The sequence below is a fragment of the Methylobacterium planeticum genome (assembly GCF_008806345.1).
Lineage (GTDB): Bacteria > Pseudomonadota > Alphaproteobacteria > Rhizobiales > Beijerinckiaceae > Methylobacterium > Methylobacterium planeticum.
The window spans coordinates 47,956-64,146 of the sequence record NZ_VZZJ01000002.1 but is presented as its reverse complement, the minus strand read 5'-3'; the positions used below and the strand labels follow the sequence as shown (position 1 = coordinate 64,146).

9 protein-coding genes are annotated in these 16,191 nt (G+C 71.4%); 6 read left to right on the top strand and 3 right to left on the bottom strand.

Going from position 1 to position 16,191, the window contains the following annotated elements:
• Positions 1–69 precede the first annotated feature (69 nt).
• The 4 genes from F6X51_RS02195 (at position 70) to zwf (ending at position 9,709) form a co-directional block, all read left to right on the top strand.
• Positions 70–3,195, top strand: coding sequence for an MdtB/MuxB family multidrug efflux RND transporter permease subunit (locus tag F6X51_RS02195; protein WP_150961584.1), 3,126 nt, complete (start codon positions 70–72; stop codon positions 3,193–3,195).
• The gene (locus tag F6X51_RS02190; RefSeq protein ID WP_150961583.1) at positions 3,192–6,539 is read left to right on the top strand and encodes an efflux RND transporter permease subunit; all 3,348 of its coding nucleotides are present in this window, start codon (positions 3,192–3,194) and stop codon (positions 6,537–6,539) included. The genes F6X51_RS02195 and F6X51_RS02190 overlap by 4 nt, the downstream gene beginning before the upstream one ends.
• The gene (locus F6X51_RS02185) at positions 6,536–8,032 is read left to right on the top strand and encodes an efflux transporter outer membrane subunit (RefSeq protein ID WP_150961582.1); all 1,497 of its coding nucleotides are present in this window, start codon (positions 6,536–6,538) and stop codon (positions 8,030–8,032) included. Before F6X51_RS02190 ends, F6X51_RS02185 begins: the two co-directional genes overlap by 4 nt.
• A 156-nt stretch (positions 8,033–8,188) precedes the next feature.
• Complete coding sequence (gene zwf / locus F6X51_RS02180) at positions 8,189–9,709, top strand: glucose-6-phosphate dehydrogenase (RefSeq protein ID WP_150961581.1); 1,521 nt, start codon at positions 8,189–8,191, stop codon at positions 9,707–9,709.
• Between the two features lie 33 nt (positions 9,710–9,742).
• On the opposite strand, the gene F6X51_RS02175 is transcribed toward zwf, so the two are convergent.
• From F6X51_RS02175 to F6X51_RS02165, 3 genes are all read right to left on the bottom strand, one after another.
• Positions 9,743–10,534, bottom strand: a complete 792-nt coding sequence (locus tag F6X51_RS02175) for a restriction endonuclease (protein ID WP_150961580.1) — start codon at positions 10,532–10,534, stop codon at positions 9,743–9,745.
• A 474-nt stretch (positions 10,535–11,008) separates the two neighbouring features.
• On the bottom strand, positions 11,009–11,515 hold the full coding sequence (locus tag F6X51_RS02170) for a MucR family transcriptional regulator (RefSeq protein ID WP_150961842.1): 507 nt from the start codon (positions 11,513–11,515) through the stop codon (positions 11,009–11,011).
• A 583-nt stretch (positions 11,516–12,098) separates the two neighbouring features.
• Positions 12,099–12,863 carry a class II aldolase/adducin family protein gene (locus tag F6X51_RS02165; protein WP_150961579.1) on the bottom strand — a complete coding sequence of 255 codons (765 nt, stop codon included), beginning with the start codon at positions 12,861–12,863 and terminating at the stop codon, positions 12,099–12,101.
• A gap of 160 nt (positions 12,864–13,023) precedes the next feature.
• On the opposite strand from F6X51_RS02165, the gene F6X51_RS27665 reads away from it, so the two are divergent.
• Both F6X51_RS27665 and F6X51_RS02160 read left to right on the top strand, forming a co-directional pair.
• Positions 13,024–13,179: a hypothetical protein gene (locus F6X51_RS27665; protein ID WP_191969986.1), complete on the top strand. Its 156-nt coding sequence runs from the start codon at positions 13,024–13,026 to the stop codon at positions 13,177–13,179.
• A 256-nt stretch (positions 13,180–13,435) separates the two neighbouring features.
• Positions 13,436–16,132, top strand: coding sequence for a bifunctional acetate--CoA ligase family protein/GNAT family N-acetyltransferase (locus tag F6X51_RS02160; RefSeq protein WP_150961578.1), 2,697 nt, complete (start codon positions 13,436–13,438; stop codon positions 16,130–16,132).
• Positions 16,133–16,191: the final 59 nt, after the last annotated feature.

Genomic DNA, 16,191 nt, shown 5'->3' with positions numbered 1-16,191 from the left:
GGTGACGGGCCGGATGCGCGCGCCCGCGCGGCTCGATGAAGGCCCGGCCCGCGCGGCGGGGCGCCGCCCATGAACCCGTCGCGCCTCTTCATCCTGCGGCCGGTGGCGACGACGCTCCTCATGCTGGCGATCCTGATCGTCGGCATGGTGTCCTACCTCAACCTGCCGGTCTCGGCCCTGCCCTCCGTGGATTACCCGACGATCCAGGTGCAGACCTTCTATCCGGGCGCGAGCCCGGAGGTGATGACCTCGGCCGTGACCGCGCCGCTGGAGCGGCAGTTCGGCCAGCTCGCCAACCTCAACCAGATGACCTCGCAGAGCTCGGCGGGCGCCTCGGTCATCACCCTGCAGTTCAGCCTCGACCTCTCCCTCGACATCGCCGAGCAGCAGGTCCAGGCGGCGATCAACGCCGCCGGCAACCTGTTGCCCTCCGACCTGCCGGCGCCCCCGATCTACGCCAAGGTGAACCCGGCCGACGCGCCGATCCTGACGCTCGGGCTCACCTCCAAGACCATGGCGCTGACGCAGGTGCGCGACCTCGCCGAGACGCGCCTCGCCCAGAAGATCTCCCAGGTGGCCGGCGTCGGCCTCGTCAGCATGGGGGGCGGTCAGCGCCCGGCGGTGCGGGTGCGCTTCAATTCGCGCTCGCTCGCGGCCTACGGCCTCAACATCGACGACCTGCGCACCACGATCACGAACCTCAACGTCAACACCCCGAAGGGCAACATCGACGGCCCGAAGCAATCCTACGCCATCAACGCCAACGACCAGATCCGGGACCCGCGCGCCTACAACGACGCGATCATCGCCTACAAGAACGGCGCCCCGGTGCGCCTCTCGGACGTCGCCGACGTGGTGGACGGGCCCGAGAACACCAAGCTCGGCGCCTGGATGGACGAGACGCCCGCCGTCATCCTCAACATCCAGCGCCAGCCCGGCGCCAACGTCATCGCCACCGTCGACAAGATCAAGGCGCTGCTGCCCCAGCTCCAGGCGACCCTGCCGGCCGCCATCACGGTCACGCCGCTCACCGACCGCACCACCACGATCCGGGCCTCCGTCAAGGACGTTCAGTTCGAGCTCGGCCTCGCCATCGCCCTCGTGGTGCTGGTGATCTTCCTGTTCCTGCGCAGCCTCTCGGCGACCCTGATCCCGAGCCTGTCCGTGCCGCTCTCCCTGATCGGCTCCCTCGCGGTGATGGACCTCTACGGCTTCTCCCTCGACAACCTGTCCCTGATGGCCCTCACCATCGCGACGGGCTTCGTGGTCGACGACGCCATCGTGGTGATCGAGAACATCGCCCGCCACGTGGAGGACGGCGACTCGCCCCTGGAGGCCGCGCTCAAGGGCTCGCGCGAGATCGGCTTCACCATCATCTCGCTCACCGTCTCGCTCATCGCGGTGCTGATCCCGCTCCTGTTCATGGGCGACGTGGTCGGGCGCCTGTTCCACGAATTCGCCATCACGCTGGCGGCCACCATCGTGATCTCGGCGGTGGTCTCCCTCACGCTGGTGCCGATGCTGTGCGCGCGCCTCCTCAAGCACGTGCCGCCGGATCAGGTCCGCCGCCGCGAGGGGTTCCTGTCGCGCATGGGCCGCCAGGCGATGGACGGCACCATCGCGGCCTACGGCCGGGCGCTGCGGGTGGTCCTGAACCACCAGGGCCTGACGCTCCTCGTCACCCTCGGCACCATCGTGCTCACCGGCTACCTGTTCGTGGTGATCCCCAAGGGCTTCTTCCCCGTGCAGGATACGGGCGTGATCCAGGGCATCACCCAGGCCGACCAGACCGTGTCCTACGCGGCGATGGCCGAGCGCCAGCAGCGCCTCGCGGGCCTGATCCTCAAGGATCCGGACGTCGCGAGCCTGTCCTCCTTCATCGGCGTCGACGGCCAGAACGTGACGCTGAACTCGGGCCGGTTCCTGATCAACCTGAAGCCCCGCGACGAGCGCACGGCCACCGGGAGCGGCATCATCGACCGCCTGAAGCAGGCCAGCGCCGGGGTCTCGGGCATCCGCCTCTACATGCAGCCGGTGCAGGACCTGACCATCGACACGGCGGTCTCGGCGACCCAGTACCAGGTCATCCTGGAGAACCCGAACCTCGAGGAATTCGAGACCTGGGTGCCCCGCTTCGTGACGGCGCTGCAGCGCTCGCCCCTGCTCTCGGACGTGGCGAGCGACCTCCAGGGCAGCGGGCTGGCGGCCTACGTCACCATCGACCGGGCGACGGCGGGCCGCTACGGCATCACCCCCGCCACCGTCGACAACGCGCTCTACGACGCCTTCGGCCAGCGCATCATCTCGACGATCTTCACCCAGTCGAACCAGTATCGGGTCATCCTCGAGGCCGATCCCGAGCTGCATCGGACGCTGGAGAGCCTCAACACGATCTACCTGCCCTCCTCGACGGCGACGTCCGGCCAGGTGCCGCTCTCGGCGGTGGCGCGCGTCAGCGAGCGGCGGGCGCCCCTCCTGATCAGCCATCTCGGCCAGTTCCCGGCCACCACGGTCTCGTTCAACCTCGCCCCCGGGGCGGCCCTCGGCCAGGCGGTCGAGGCGATCGAGGCGGCGCGGCGCGAGATCGACCTGCCGTCGAGCTTCCGCGTCGTGCCCCAGGGCTCGGTCTTCGCCTTCCAGGCGGCGCTCGGCAACGAATTGTTCCTCGTGCTCGCCGCCATCGTCACCGTCTACATCGTGCTCGGCGTGCTCTACGAGAGCTTCATCCACCCGATCACGATCCTGTCGACGCTGCCCTCCGCCGGGATCGGGGCGCTCCTCGGGCTGATGCTGTTCGGGCTCTCCCTCGACGTCATCGCCATCATCGGCATCGTGCTCCTCATCGGCATCGTGAAGAAGAACGCGATCATGATGATCGACTTCGCGCTCCAGGCCGAGCGCGAGGAGGGCATGAGCCCGCCCGACGCGATCTTCGAGGCCTGCCTCCTGCGCTTCCGGCCGATCATGATGACGACGCTCGCCGCGCTCTTCGCGGCGGTGCCCCTCATCGTCGGCACCGGCGTCGGCTCGGAGCTGCGCCAGCCCCTCGGCATCGCCATCGCGGGCGGCCTCATCGTCAGCCAGGTGCTGACGCTGTTCACGACCCCGGTGATCTACCTCGCCTTCGACCGGCTGGAGCGCCGCGTCACGGGACGGCGCGGGGGCGGGGTGCCGGCCGGCGAGGCGCTTCCGTGAACGTCTCGGAGCCGTTCATCCGGCGCCCGGTCGCCACCACGCTCCTGACCATCGGGGTGCTGCTCGCCGGCATCTTCGCCTTCCTGAAGCTGCCGGTCGCGCCCCTGCCGCAGGTGGATTTCCCCGTCATCCTGATCCAGGCGCAGATGGCGGGCGCGAGCCCCGAGACCATGGCGACCACGGTCGCGGCACCCCTCGAGCGCCGCCTCGGGGCGATCGCCGACGTCAACGAGATGACCTCGACGAGCTCCACCGGCACGGTGCGCATCGTCCTGCTGTTCGGCCTCAACCGCGACATCGACGGGGCGGCCCGCGACGTCCAGGCGGCGATCAACGCGGCCCGGGCCGACCTGCCCACGGCGCTGCGCCAGAACCCGACCTACCGGAAGTTCAACCCGGCCGACGCCCCGATCCTGATCCTCGGGCTCACCTCGAACACCCTGTCGCCGGGCCAGCTCTACGATTCCGCCGCCACGGTGGTGCAGCAGAAGATGTCCCAGCTGCCCGGCGTCGGCAACGTCGATATCGGCGGTTCCTCCCTGCCCGCGGTCCGGGTCGAGCTCGATCCGACGGCGCTGTTCCACTACGGCATCGGCCTCGAGGGCATCCGGGCGGCGCTCGCCTCCGCCAACGCCAATTCGCCGAAGGGCGCGATCGAGACCGGCAACCGCCATTATCAGCTCTACGCCAACGACCAGGGCCGCACCGCCGCCGAGTACCGCGACATCGTGGTGGCCTACCGGAACGGGGCGGGGGTGCGCCTGACCGATGTCGGCCGGGTGATCGATTCCGTCGAGGACAAGCGCAACCTCGGCCTGATCAACGGCAAGGCCGGCGTCATCCTGTTCATCTACAAGCAGCCGGGCTCGAACGTCGTCGAGACCATCAAGGGCCTGAAGGCGGCGCTGCCCCAGGTCCAGGCGGCCCTGCCGGGGGACATCGACCTGACCCTCACGGGCGACCGCAGCGCCACGATCCGGGCCTCGCTGGCCGAGACCGAGGAGACCCTGCTGATCGCGGTCGCCCTCGTGGTGTTCGTGGTGTTCGTGTTCCTGCGCTCGTGGCGCGCCACCCTGATCCCGGCGGTGGCGGTGCCGATCTCGATCGTCGGCACCTTCTCGGCGATGTACCTGCTCGACTACTCCCTCGACATCCTGTCCCTGATGGCGCTGATCATCGCGACGGGCTTCGTCGTCGACGACGCCATCGTGGTCCTGGAGAACATCCAGCGCTACATCGAGCAGGGCAAGTCCCGGGTCGAGGCGGCGCTCCTCGGGGCGCGCGAGGTCGGCTTCACGGTGATCTCGATGAGCCTGTCGCTCGTCGCCGTGTTCCTGCCGATCCTGCTGATGGGCGGCCTCGTCGGGCGGCTGTTCCAGGAATTCGCCGTCACCCTGTCGCTCGCGATCCTGATCTCGCTGGTGCTCTCGCTCACCACGACGCCGATGATGTGCGCGCGCCTCCTGAAGCCCGAGACGCACGATCCGTCCCGGCGCCCGAACCTGTTCATCCGCGGGCTGGAGAGCGCCTTCGAGGGCACCCTGCGGGGCTACGAGCGCTCCCTGCGCTTCGGCCTGCGCCACGGCCGCCTCGTGATGCTGATCCTGTTCGCCACGATCGGCCTCAACATCTACCTCTACGTCATCGTGCCGAAGGGCTTCTTCCCCGAGCAGGATACGGGGCAGATGATGGGCGGCATCCAGGCCGACCAGCGCATCTCCTTCCAGGCGATGGAGCAGAAGCTGCGCCAGGCCACCGCCCTCGTGCAGGCGGACCCGGCGGTGGACAGCGTCGTCGGCTTCACGGGCGGGCGCGGCACCAATTCCGCCAACGTCTTCGTCAGCCTGAAGCCGCGGGGCCAGCGCCCGTCGATCACCGAGGTGATGAACCGCCTGCGCCCGAAGCTCGCCCAGGTGGCGGGGGCCCGGCTGTTCCTGTTCCCGCGCCAGGACCTGCGCATGGGCGGGCGCCAGAGCTTCGCCCAGTACCAGTACACCCTGCAGGGGGACACCTCCGAGGAGCTCTACGCGGCGGCGCCCCAACTGCTGCAGGCGCTGCAGAAGAACCCGATCTTCGCCGACGTGACCTCGGACCAGCAGGAGGGGGGGCTGGAGAGCCGCCTCGTCATCGACCGGGCGACCGCCTTCCGCTACGGCATCACCCCCGACAAGATCGACAACACCCTCTACGACGCCTTCGGCCAGCGGCAGGTCTCGACGATCTACAACCCGCTGAACCAGTACCACGTCGTGATGGAAATCGCCCCGCGCTACCTGCAATCGCCCGAGACGCTCAAGATGGTCTACGTCTCGACCTCGGGCGGCAAGGCCCGGGGCTCGGCGACCACGAACGCGGTGGCCGGCACGGTGGCGGCGAACGGCACGGCCAACACCAACGGTACCGGCAGCACCGCGGCCGCGCCCGATACCACGGCCACCGACCCCTCGACCACGGCCGCCGCCATCGCGAGCGATTCCGCCCGCAACGCCGCCTCCAACGCCATCGCGGCGAGCAAGGGGGGCGCCTCGTCGAGCGCGCCGGTCTCGAGCGCCAAGGAGACCATGATCCCGCTCTCGGCCTTCGCCCGCCTCGAGACCGGCAACGCGCCGGTGCAGGTGAGCCATCAGGGCCTGTTCGTCGCCACCACGATCTCGTTCAACCTGGCGCCGGGCAGCAGCCTGTCGGACGCCACCGCGGCGATCGAGGAGGCGATGGCCTCCCTGCGCCTGCCCGCCACCATCCACGGCGAGTTCGCGGGCGCGGCCAAGAACTACCAGGCCTCGGCCTCGCGCCAGCCGCTGCTGATCCTGGCCGCGATCCTGGCCGTCTACACGATCCTCGGCATCCTCTACGAGAGCTTCATCCACCCGATCACGATCCTCTCGACGCTGCCCTCGGCCGGCATCGGCGCGCTCCTGGCGCTCCTCGTCTCGGGCACGGAATTCACCGTGATCGCCCTCATCGCGGTGTTCCTGCTCATCGGCATCGTGAAGAAGAACGCGATCATGATGATCGACTTCGCCCTCGACGCCGAGCGCACCCACGGCGCCAACCCGCACGACGCGATCTTCGAGGCCTGCCTCTTGCGCTTCCGGCCGATCATGATGACAACGCTGGCCGCGCTGCTCGGCGCGGCGCCCCTGATCCTCGCCGGCGGCGAGGGCTCGGAACTGCGCCGTCCGCTCGGCATCGCGATCGCCGGCGGCCTGATCGTGAGCCAGATCCTGACCCTCTACACGACCCCCGTCGTCTACCTCTACCTCGACCGGCTGCGGCACTGGGCGATGGCGCGCCGCGCCCGCCGGGCCGCGGGCGGCGGCCCCGCGCTACCGGCCGCCGAATGATGCGGATCCGGGGGCTTCTGGCGGCCATGGGGCTGGCCGCCGTCACGGGCGGCTGCATGGTCGGGCCCGACTACACGCGCCCCTCCGTCGAGACGCCGCTCGCCTTCAAGGAGGGCGGCCAGCGCGAGGACGGCGCCGCCTACGTGGCGTCGAAGAAGGGCTGGCGCGCGGCCCAGCCGAATGACGGGGCCGAGCGCGGCGACTGGTGGCGGGTGTTCAGGGACCCCGCCCTCGACCGGCTCGTGCGCCTCGTCGACGTCGACAGCCAGACCCTGCGCCAGGCGGTGGCCGGCTACCGGCAGGCGCGGGCCCTGGTCGAGCAGGCCCGCGCCGCCCTCTACCCCACGGTGATCGGGGCGCCCGGCCTCTCGCGCACCCGGGCCGGCGGCGTCGAGCGCACCAACGTCTCGCTCCAGGGACAGGCGAGCTGGGAGCTCGACCTGTTCGGCGGCACCCGCCGCAACATCGAGAGCGATGTGGCCTCGGCCCAGTCCGACGCGGCCCAGATCGGGCTCGTGCGCCTCTCGGTCCAGGCCGAAATCGTCACGAACTACCTGCAATTGCGCTACACCGACGCCCTGCAGCGCCTGCTGAACGAGACGGTGGAAGCCTACAAGCGCACCCTCGCGATCACCGAGAACCAGTACAACGCGGGCGTGGCCGCCCGCTCGGACGTGATCACGGCGCAGACGCAGGTGCAGACGACGCAGGCCTCGGCCATCGCGGTCGGCCTGCAGCGCGCCACCTTCGAGCACGCCATCGCGCTCCTCGTCGGGCGCCCGCCCTCGGAAGTCTCGATTCCGGTGGCGAGCCTCGGCGCCCGCCCGCCCGCGGTCCCGGTCGGCATCCCCTCCGAGCTCCTCGAGCGGCGCCCGGACGTGGCCCAGGCCGAGCGCAGCGTGCAGAGCCAGAGCGAGCTGATCGGGGTCGCGGTCGCGGCCTTCTACCCGACCGTGACGCTCTCGGCGTCCGGCGGCATCTCCGGGGACCCGCGCAACGGCCTGTTCTCGGCCGCCAACCAGGTCTGGTCGGTGGCCGCCGCCGGCACCGAGGTGCTGTTCGACGGCGGTGCCCGCTCGGCCGCCCTCCGGGCGGCCCGGGCGGCCTATGACGGGGCGGTGGCCAATTACCGCCAGGTGGTGCTCACGGCCTTCAGCGAGGTCGAGAACGGGCTTGCCGGCGTGCGCATCCTGGCCCGCCAGCAGGCCGCCCAGGACCAGGCCGTGGCCTCCGCCCGGCGCGCCGTCGAGATCACCCTCAACGAGTACCGGGCCGGCACCCAAAACTTCACCACGGTCATCACCGCCCAGGCCCTCGCCCTCAACAACGAGGTCGCGGCGCTCCAGGTCAGGCTCAGCCGCTTCACCACGGCGGTGTCGCTGATCCGGGCGCTCGGGGGCGGCTGGGACGTGCGCAGCCTGCCGGGGGGGCCGGAACTCCTCGGGGCCCGCCTGCCGGTCGATGGCGGCCAGGCCGTGCGCACGGACGAGTAGCCGCGTCCGCCGCGGCCCGTCCGCCGCGATGCGGGCCCGTCGCGACGCGCACGCAGCCCTGCCGCGCCGGAACGCCGGGCGGCATCGGCCGTTTGACGTGCGATCCCGCCGGCTCAGCTTGTCGCGCGGGTCCGCTCGCACCGGGAGCCTCTGCCCATGGACCAGACCGTGACGCTCAACGAGCCCGCCGCCTGCGGCACGACGGCCGCCCCGCCCTGCACCCTGGTGATCTTCGGGGCGGCGGGCGACCTGACGAAGCGCCTGCTGATGCCGGCCCTCTACAACCTCGCGGGCGCCGGCCTCCTCGCCGAGGGCTTCAAGATCCTGGGCGTCGACCACAACGACAACAGCGACGAGGGCCTGCGCCAGGACCTCACCGCCACGATGGAATCCTTCACCCGGGACGCCACCTCGGAATTCCACGCCGACCACATCGACCCCAAGGCCTGGGGCTTCGTGCGGGACCGGATCCACTTCCTGAAGGGCGATTTCGCGGATCCGGCGGCCTACGCGGCGCTGAAGGGCAAGGTCGCGGGCAGCGCCGTGTTCTACCTCGCGGTGGCGGCCCGCTTCTTCGGGCCGATCGTCGAGCATCTGGGGCAGGCCGGCCTCCTCGAGCAAGCCGACGGCGCCTTCCGCCGGGTCGTGATCGAGAAGCCCTTCGGCTCCGATCTGGCCTCCGCAAAGGCCCTCAACGCCCGCATCCTGAAGCAGGCCGACGAGAGCCAGTTCTACCGGATCGACCATTTCCTGGGGAAGGAGACGGTCCAGAGCATCATGGCGCTGCGCTTCGCCAACGGCATGCTGGAGCCGATCTGGCGGCGCGAATACGTCGACCACGTCCAGATCACCGCGGCCGAGACCATCGGGGTGGAGGAGCGCGGCGGCTTCTACGAGCCGACCGGGGCCCTGCGCGACATGGTGCCGAACCACCTGTTCCAGCTCCTCTGCATGGTGGCGATGGAGCCGCCGAACTCCTTCGACGCCGAGGCGGTGCGCGGCGAGAAGGCCAAGGTCGCCGAGGCGGTGCGCCCGATCGCCCCGGAGGACGCCGTGCGCGGCCAGTACGTGGCGGGCACCGAGACGGGCGTGGCGGTCGTGGGCTACCGGGAGGAGCCGCACGTCGCCAAGGATTCGAACACCGAGACCTACGTGGCCCTCAAGCTCCAGATCGAGAACTGGCGCTGGGCCGGGGTGCCGTTCTACCTGCGCACCGGCAAGCGCATGACCGACCGGCTCACCGAGATCGCGATCCACTTCAAGCCGCCGCCGTTCCACCTCTTCCGCGAGAGCGCCGTGACCGAGCTCGCCCCGAACGTGATGCGCCTGACGATCGACCCCGAGCAGGGCTCAAGCACGGTGCTCAACGTGAAGCGGCCCGGGCCACAGATGGCGCTCGGCCGGGTCGACACCCGCTTCCGCTACGCCGACTTCTTCACCGAGGCGCCGAATGTCGGCTACGAGACCCTGCTGTACGATTGCATGGTGGGCGACGCGACGCTGTTCCAGCGCGCCGACAACATCGAGGCCGGCTGGGCCGCGGTCGACCCGCTGCTGACCGCCTGGAAGAGCGCGGGCGTCGAGGATTACGCCGCCGGCACGGACGGGCCGAAGGGCGCCGAGGATCTCCTTGCCCGGGACGGCCGGCGCTGGCTGCCCCTCGACGGCTCCTCCTGAGACGGCCCCTCCTGAGACGCCGCTGCCCGATCCTCAGGCCTGCGGGGCCGCGCTGCGGCTTCGCCCCGTGACCTGCCGCATCGGGCGCAGGTCCTCGAGGTCGTCGTGGTGGAGGAGGCGTACGCCGGTGGCGGCCGCGAGCTTGCGGGCGGCCGGGGTGAAGCCCGCATTCGAGACCACCGCCGCCATGTCCCCCGACCAGTAGCGGCAGGCGGCGGCGACCTCCTGCACGGCGGCGTTGCCCACGGGCTTCGCGTAGCGCTTGCACTGCACGACGAGGCGGACGCGGTCGCGCTCGGCCACGATGTCGGCGCCCTGGTCGCCGCTCGCCTGGGTGGCGTGCGCGCGCCAGCCCGCCCCCGTGAGGCGGGCGGCGCAGAATTGCTCGTAGGCGATGCCGTCCTCCGGGGCCTCCGCCTCGTCCGGGAGCGCGAAGGCCGCCGCGACCGCCTCGACGATCGCCACCATCTCGTCCCAGCGCGGCTCGGCGTAATCGGCAAAGCCCCGCGCCTCGATCTCGGGCAGGATCGTGCGCTCGACGAAGTAGTCGCGCTCGCGCAGCCAGCCGTCCTCGATCAGGTTGCCGTAGGGGTCGACGAAGCTCTCCTGGCGCCGACGCAGCGCGAGGGTGCGGGCGTGGCGCCGGGCGATGGCGCGCACGCGCCCGCGGAACCGGCGAGGCCGCCCGAGCGCCCGGAGCAGGATGGCCGCCACGGCCAGGGCCGTGAGGGCGAAGGCGGGCGGGCCGTACCAGATCCCGAGGCCGCCCCCGATCACGCAGGCCCAGAACAGGCGTCCGACGATGTGGGGCTGGCGGCCGGACATGGAGCGTCCTCGGGTCGTCCTCGCGGGAAGCCGGGCTGCCCCGCGAGGCGTCCCGGCCGAGGCCGAAAGCCTTGGCAGCGCCGCCTTGCGCCTTCTCTAACATCGGGCCGATGCCGGCACCGGCCCGGGGGCCGGATCACCCTGCGCGGAGCAATCCGGGAGCCGTCCGGGAGCCTGCTATCGACGCGAACGGGCGATGCGGCCGATCCGCGGATTCGGCGCAAGCCGCAGCCGCATCAGCGTTATTTGTGTCCGGAGGGGAGCGTGTCGGGGCTCGTGCCGCGCGGAAGCCGGCCGGCCGGCCGGGGCGGTGAACACCCTGTGGATATCGGCCCGGGACGGCCATGCGTCCCTGCCGGACCCGCATGCGGAAGGAGACCGGCGGCCGGTCGCCCGAAACGCCGGCGGCGCCACAAGTTGGCGCCGCTGCGGAACGATGCGCGCCGCCGGCCCTCCGGCGGGGTGCCGGCGGTTCTAGGCCTCGGCGGTGGCCGGGCGGGGGCGGCGGGCGCGCGCCGGCTTCGGCTCGGACGCCGGCTTGGCCTCGACCGGGGTCGACTTGGAGCGGGACTTCCGGCGCTGCTGGCCGAGGCCCATGCTCTTGGCGAGCTCCGAGCGGGCGGCGGCGTAGTTCGGGGCCACCATCGGATAATCGGCTGCGAGGTTCCACTTCGTCCGATACTGGTCGGGGGTCATGTCGTAGCGGGTGCGCAGGTGCCGCTTGAGCGACTTGAACTTCTTCCCGTCCTCGAGACAGACGATGTAGTCGGGCGTGATCGAGCGCTTCACCGACACGGCCGGCGTCAGCGGCTCTGACTTCTCCTCCGCCGGAGCGCTCGACAGGCGGTTGAGCGTGCCGTGAACAGACGCGATCAGGCTCGGAAGCTCGGCCACCGGAACCGAGTTGTTGCTGACGAACGCGGACACGATGTCGGCCGCGAGTTCGATATAATCCGGCGACACGCCGATTTCGGTCGACATCATGTTCCCCCGTTGGTGGATGGCAGCGCGCCGCGAACGCTCATGAGGCTTAGTTCCTGAGGAAGTCGGGCGACGGAAGGTCGTGTTCTCTGAGCTACTATGATGTCATCAATTCTGATGCAAGAGGTAAGTTCAATTCGGCAAAAAGCGCCGGGTGTTGACTGGACGAGATCGCGGGCGACAGGACTAACGCCGCATAAGTTGCGGATCAGGCAATCGAATGGTCGAAACCAGCGCTCCGGCACGGGGCATTTGCCGTGTCGTTGCATGCCGGGCCTTCGAAGAAAGGAGAATTCTACAGAGCCGGCCGCGACTTAGCGCTCGAGTGATCTGCGCGCGATCCTCTCAACTATCGGTTGAGATATGCGGCCCTCGCGGGAGACATGGATCGAGCGCGCCAAAGGGTGCCGCCAGCATAGAGGAGAATGGTCGGAAGCAAGCTTCGGACTATTTACGAAAAAGCCCGAAGAAGGACCGAGGTTTCAAATGTTGTTCTATCACATCTTCGCGAGGCCCCCGTGCAACGTGGGACCTTACTGGACTGTGCGTTAGTGCACGTAGACCAAGCCCCGCGCCGCATCGATCAATCGATCGGTTCCGATGCCGGGTCATCCTGTATCGCGGCGCGATCAGGCCGCGCCCGTGTTCTGGCGCCGGTCCCGCTCGGTTGGACGCGGACCGACGCGTCGTCCGGCCGTGCCGCGACGGAGCGGGGCCCGTAGGACTTGAAGCGCTCCACCGTCTCGAGGATCTCGGCATCGTCGAGGACGACCGGCGCCCCGACCTGCAGGGCGATCGCGTATTGGCGGCACAGGGTCTCGACCTCGACGGCGAGCCAGAGGGCCTTGGCGAGGTCGGTCCCGATCGCGATCATGCCGTGGTTGGCCAGAAGGCAGGCCTTGCGGTCCGCGAGGGCCGCGAGGGCGGCCGCGGACAGGGCCTCGGTGCCGTAGGGCGCGTAGGGCGCGCAGCGGATCGTCGGGCCGCCCGCCGCCGCGATCATGTAATGCACCGCCGGGATCTCGCGCCGGCACAGGGCGAACGCCGTCGCGTAGGTCGGATGGGCATGCACCACCGCGCCGATCTCGGGGCGGGCCCGCAGGATGTCCCGGTGGAAGCGCCACTCGGAGGAGGGCGCGAGCGGATGCGCGTGCCGGCCCTCGAAATCCATCGCCACGACGTGCTCGGGGGCGAGTTCCTCGGCGGGAATGCCCGAGGGCGTGACGAGGAAGCCGGACCCGGCCCGCACCGAGACGTTGCCGGAGGTTCCCTGGCTGAGCCCGAGGCCGATGAGGTCGCGCATCGTCGCGACGACGGCGGTCCGGAGGGTGAGGTCGGAGGACGGCATCGACGTCTGGTAGCCGATGGCACCGCCCCGGGAAACCTCCCGGGGAAATCGCGTCAGCGCATCGCCCCGCGCCCCGGCATTGTTGCGGCTCGCCGGCCAGGCGACGAAACCCCCGTCCGCCCAACACGTTGACGCGTCAGGAAACCTGAGGAGCAGGACGATGCAGCCCGATTGGATCAGCATCGCGCAGGTGGCGCGGGAACTCGGAATCGACGAGGCGCAGGCCCGCGCCCTGGCCGAGCGGATGCGCTGGCCGACCGTCTTCAAGGCGCACGACGTCCTGGTCCTGCCGCCCCGTCCGCTCTCGGACGACTGAGCCCCGGGCCGTCGGGGCCGCGGCGGCCACGGCGGTGCGCCCCGGGGCGCTCCGATCGGGTGTTTTCGCGTCCGGTGAATCCGGCTAACGCTGACGTCCGCTGACGTCCGCTGACGTCCGCGCAAGCACGCGAAATCCGCGCGAGCACGCGACAGCAGGGATCCGGTTCCGCCGGGGGCTCGCACGAGGGCGCCGGCAGGACGGAGCCGCGTTCGCCCGCCCGGGCGACGGGCCGCACCGAGGGGCGCCGACCGGCATGAGCACCTACCGCTTCGAGGCGCTGCTGCGCCCGCGCTCGATCGCCTTCGCGGGGGCCGGCGAGCGCGAGGGCTCCCTCGGCCGCGCCGTCCTGGCGAACCTGCAGGCGGCGGGCTTTGCCGGGCCGCTCTGGCCCGTGAACCCGCGCCACGCCGAGGTCGACGGCATCCCGTGCGTGCCGAGCGTCGCGGACCTCGCCGAGGCGCCCGACCTCGTGGTGATCGCCGCGCCCCCCGGCGCGGTGCCGGGGATCGTCGAGGAGGCCGGCCGCAAGGGGGCCGGCGCCGCCGTGATCCTGACCGCCGATCTCGGCGAGGAACCGGGGGATGCGGGCCCGAAGGCCCGCGCCATCGGGCGGCGCTACGGCCTGCGCCTCCTGGGGCCGAACAGCATCGGCCTCGCCGTGCCGGGCGCGCAGCTCAACGCCAGCCTGCTGGCGCGGGCCCCGGCGCCGGGGGATCTCGCACTCGTCTCGCAATCGGGCACCATCGCGTCGGGCATCGTCGAGTGGGCGGCCCGGCGGGACGTGGGCTTCTCGGCGGTGGTGTCGCTCGGGCGCGCCTGCGACGTCGACGTCGCCGATTGCCTCGACCATTTCGCCAGCGATTTCGGCACCCGGGCGATCCTGCTCTGCCTCAAGACCGTGCCGGATGCCCGCAAGTTCATGAGCGCGGCGCGTGCCGCCGCCCGGGCGAAGCCCGTGGTCGTCCTGCGCACCGGCCGCCACGAGGCGACGCCGCGCCGGACCGAGACCCATACGGGGGCGCTGGCCAAGCCCGACGCGGTCTACCGGGCGGCCTTCCGCCGGGCCGGCCTCCTCGCGGTGGAGGACCTCGACGAGATGTTCTCCGCCGTCGAGACGCTGGGGCGCCAGCGGCCGTTCCCGGGCAAGCGCCTGGCGATCCTGACGAACGGGCGCGGCATCGGCGTCCTGGCCGCCGACCGGCTGGCCGACCGCGGCGGCACCCTCGCGGAGATCACCCCGGCCCCCGGGCTCGGGCCCGGCAACCCGGTCGATCTCGGCATCGACGCGGACGCGGCGGCCTACGAGGCGGCCCTGACGCCCCTGCTCGCCGACCGCACCAACGACGCCGTGCTGGCGATCCACGTGCCGACCGCCCGCTCGGACGGCACCGCGGTCGCGGCCGCCATCGCGGGGACGGTCCAGAGGGTCCGCACCGCCTCGGGCCGCAGGAAGCCGGTCTTCGCCGTCTCCCTCGGGGAGGGCGCCGCCGCCACCCGTCTCCTGACGGAGGCCGGCATCCCGCGCTTCGCCACCGACGCCGACGCGGTCGAGGGCTTCCTGCACCTCGTGCATTACCGCGAGGCCCAGAACGACCTGATGCGGACCCCGGATTCGCTGCCCCGCGACTTCGCCCCGGACGTCGACGCCGCCCGCGCCATCGTGGCGCGCGCGCTCAAGCAGGGCAGCACCTGGCTCGATCCCCTGGGCGTCGCCGGCCTCCTGCGGGCCTACGACATCCCGAGCGTGCCCCTGACCCTCGCCCCCGACATCGACGCGGCGGCCGGCGCCGCCTGGCCGATCCTGGCGCAGGGCGGCGCCGTGGCCCTCAAGGTCGTCTCCCCCGACATCGTGCACAAATCCGACATCGGCGGCGTGCGGCTCGACCTGACGAGCGAGGCCGACGTGCGCGAGGCCGCGCGCGCGATCCTCGCCCGCGCCCGCCGCGAGCGCCCCGACGCCCGCATCACGGGCTTCGCCGTGCAGCCGATGGTGCGCAAGGGCCGGCGCCGGGAGCTGATCGCGGGGCTTGCCGAGGACCCGACCTTCGGGCCCGTCGTGGTGTTCGGGCGCGGCGGCACGGCGGTCGAAATCATCGACGACCGGGCGCTCGGCCTGCCCCCCCTCGACCTCGCGCTGGCGAGCGAGCTGATCTCGCGCACCCGCGTCGCCCGCCGGCTTGCCGCCTACCGGGACGTGCCGGCGGCCGACACCCGGGCGGTCGCCCTCGTGCTGGTCAAGCTCGCCCAGCTCGCCGCCGACCTGCCGCAGGTGCGCGAGCTCGACATCAACCCGCTGCTCGCCGACGCCACCGGCGCCGTCGCCCTCGACGCCCGCGTCATGCTCGCCCGCGATCCGCGCAAGGGCGGGCGCCCGGCCCGCGGCCAGGGCCATCCGCGCTTCGCCATCCGGCCCTACCCGGTCGAGTGGGAACGCACCATGATGCTCAAGGGGCGGCGCATCCTGGCGCGCCCGGTCCGGCCCGAGGACGAGGGCATGTTCCGCGCCTTCTTCCACGCGGTGAGCGAGGAGGATTTGCGCCTGCGCTTCTTCTCGCCGGTGCGCGAGTTCAGCCACGCCTTCCTGGCCCGCCTGACCCAGCTCGACTACGCGCGCGCCATCGCGTTCGTGGCGATCGACATCGAGACCAGCGCGATGCTCGGCGCCGTCCGCCTCCACGCCGACGCCAACCACGAGAGCGGCGAGTACGCGATCCTGGTCCGCTCGGACCGCAAGGGCACCGGCCTCGGCTTCGCGCTGATGCGCCTGATGATCGACTGGGCCCGGGCCGACGGCCTCCGCCGCGTCGAGGGCAGCGTGCTCTCCGAGAACCGGCCGATGCTCGCCGTCTGCCGCCGCCTCGGCTTCGGCGTGCGCCCGGACCCGGAGGATCCGGGGGTGATGAAGGTCGGCCTCGTCCTGTCCGGTCCGCCGGCCTCGGGCCCCGCATGAGAAAGGCCCCGCACGCGGGGTGCGGGGCCTCCAGCCGGACGTAAAGGGAGCGGCCTGCC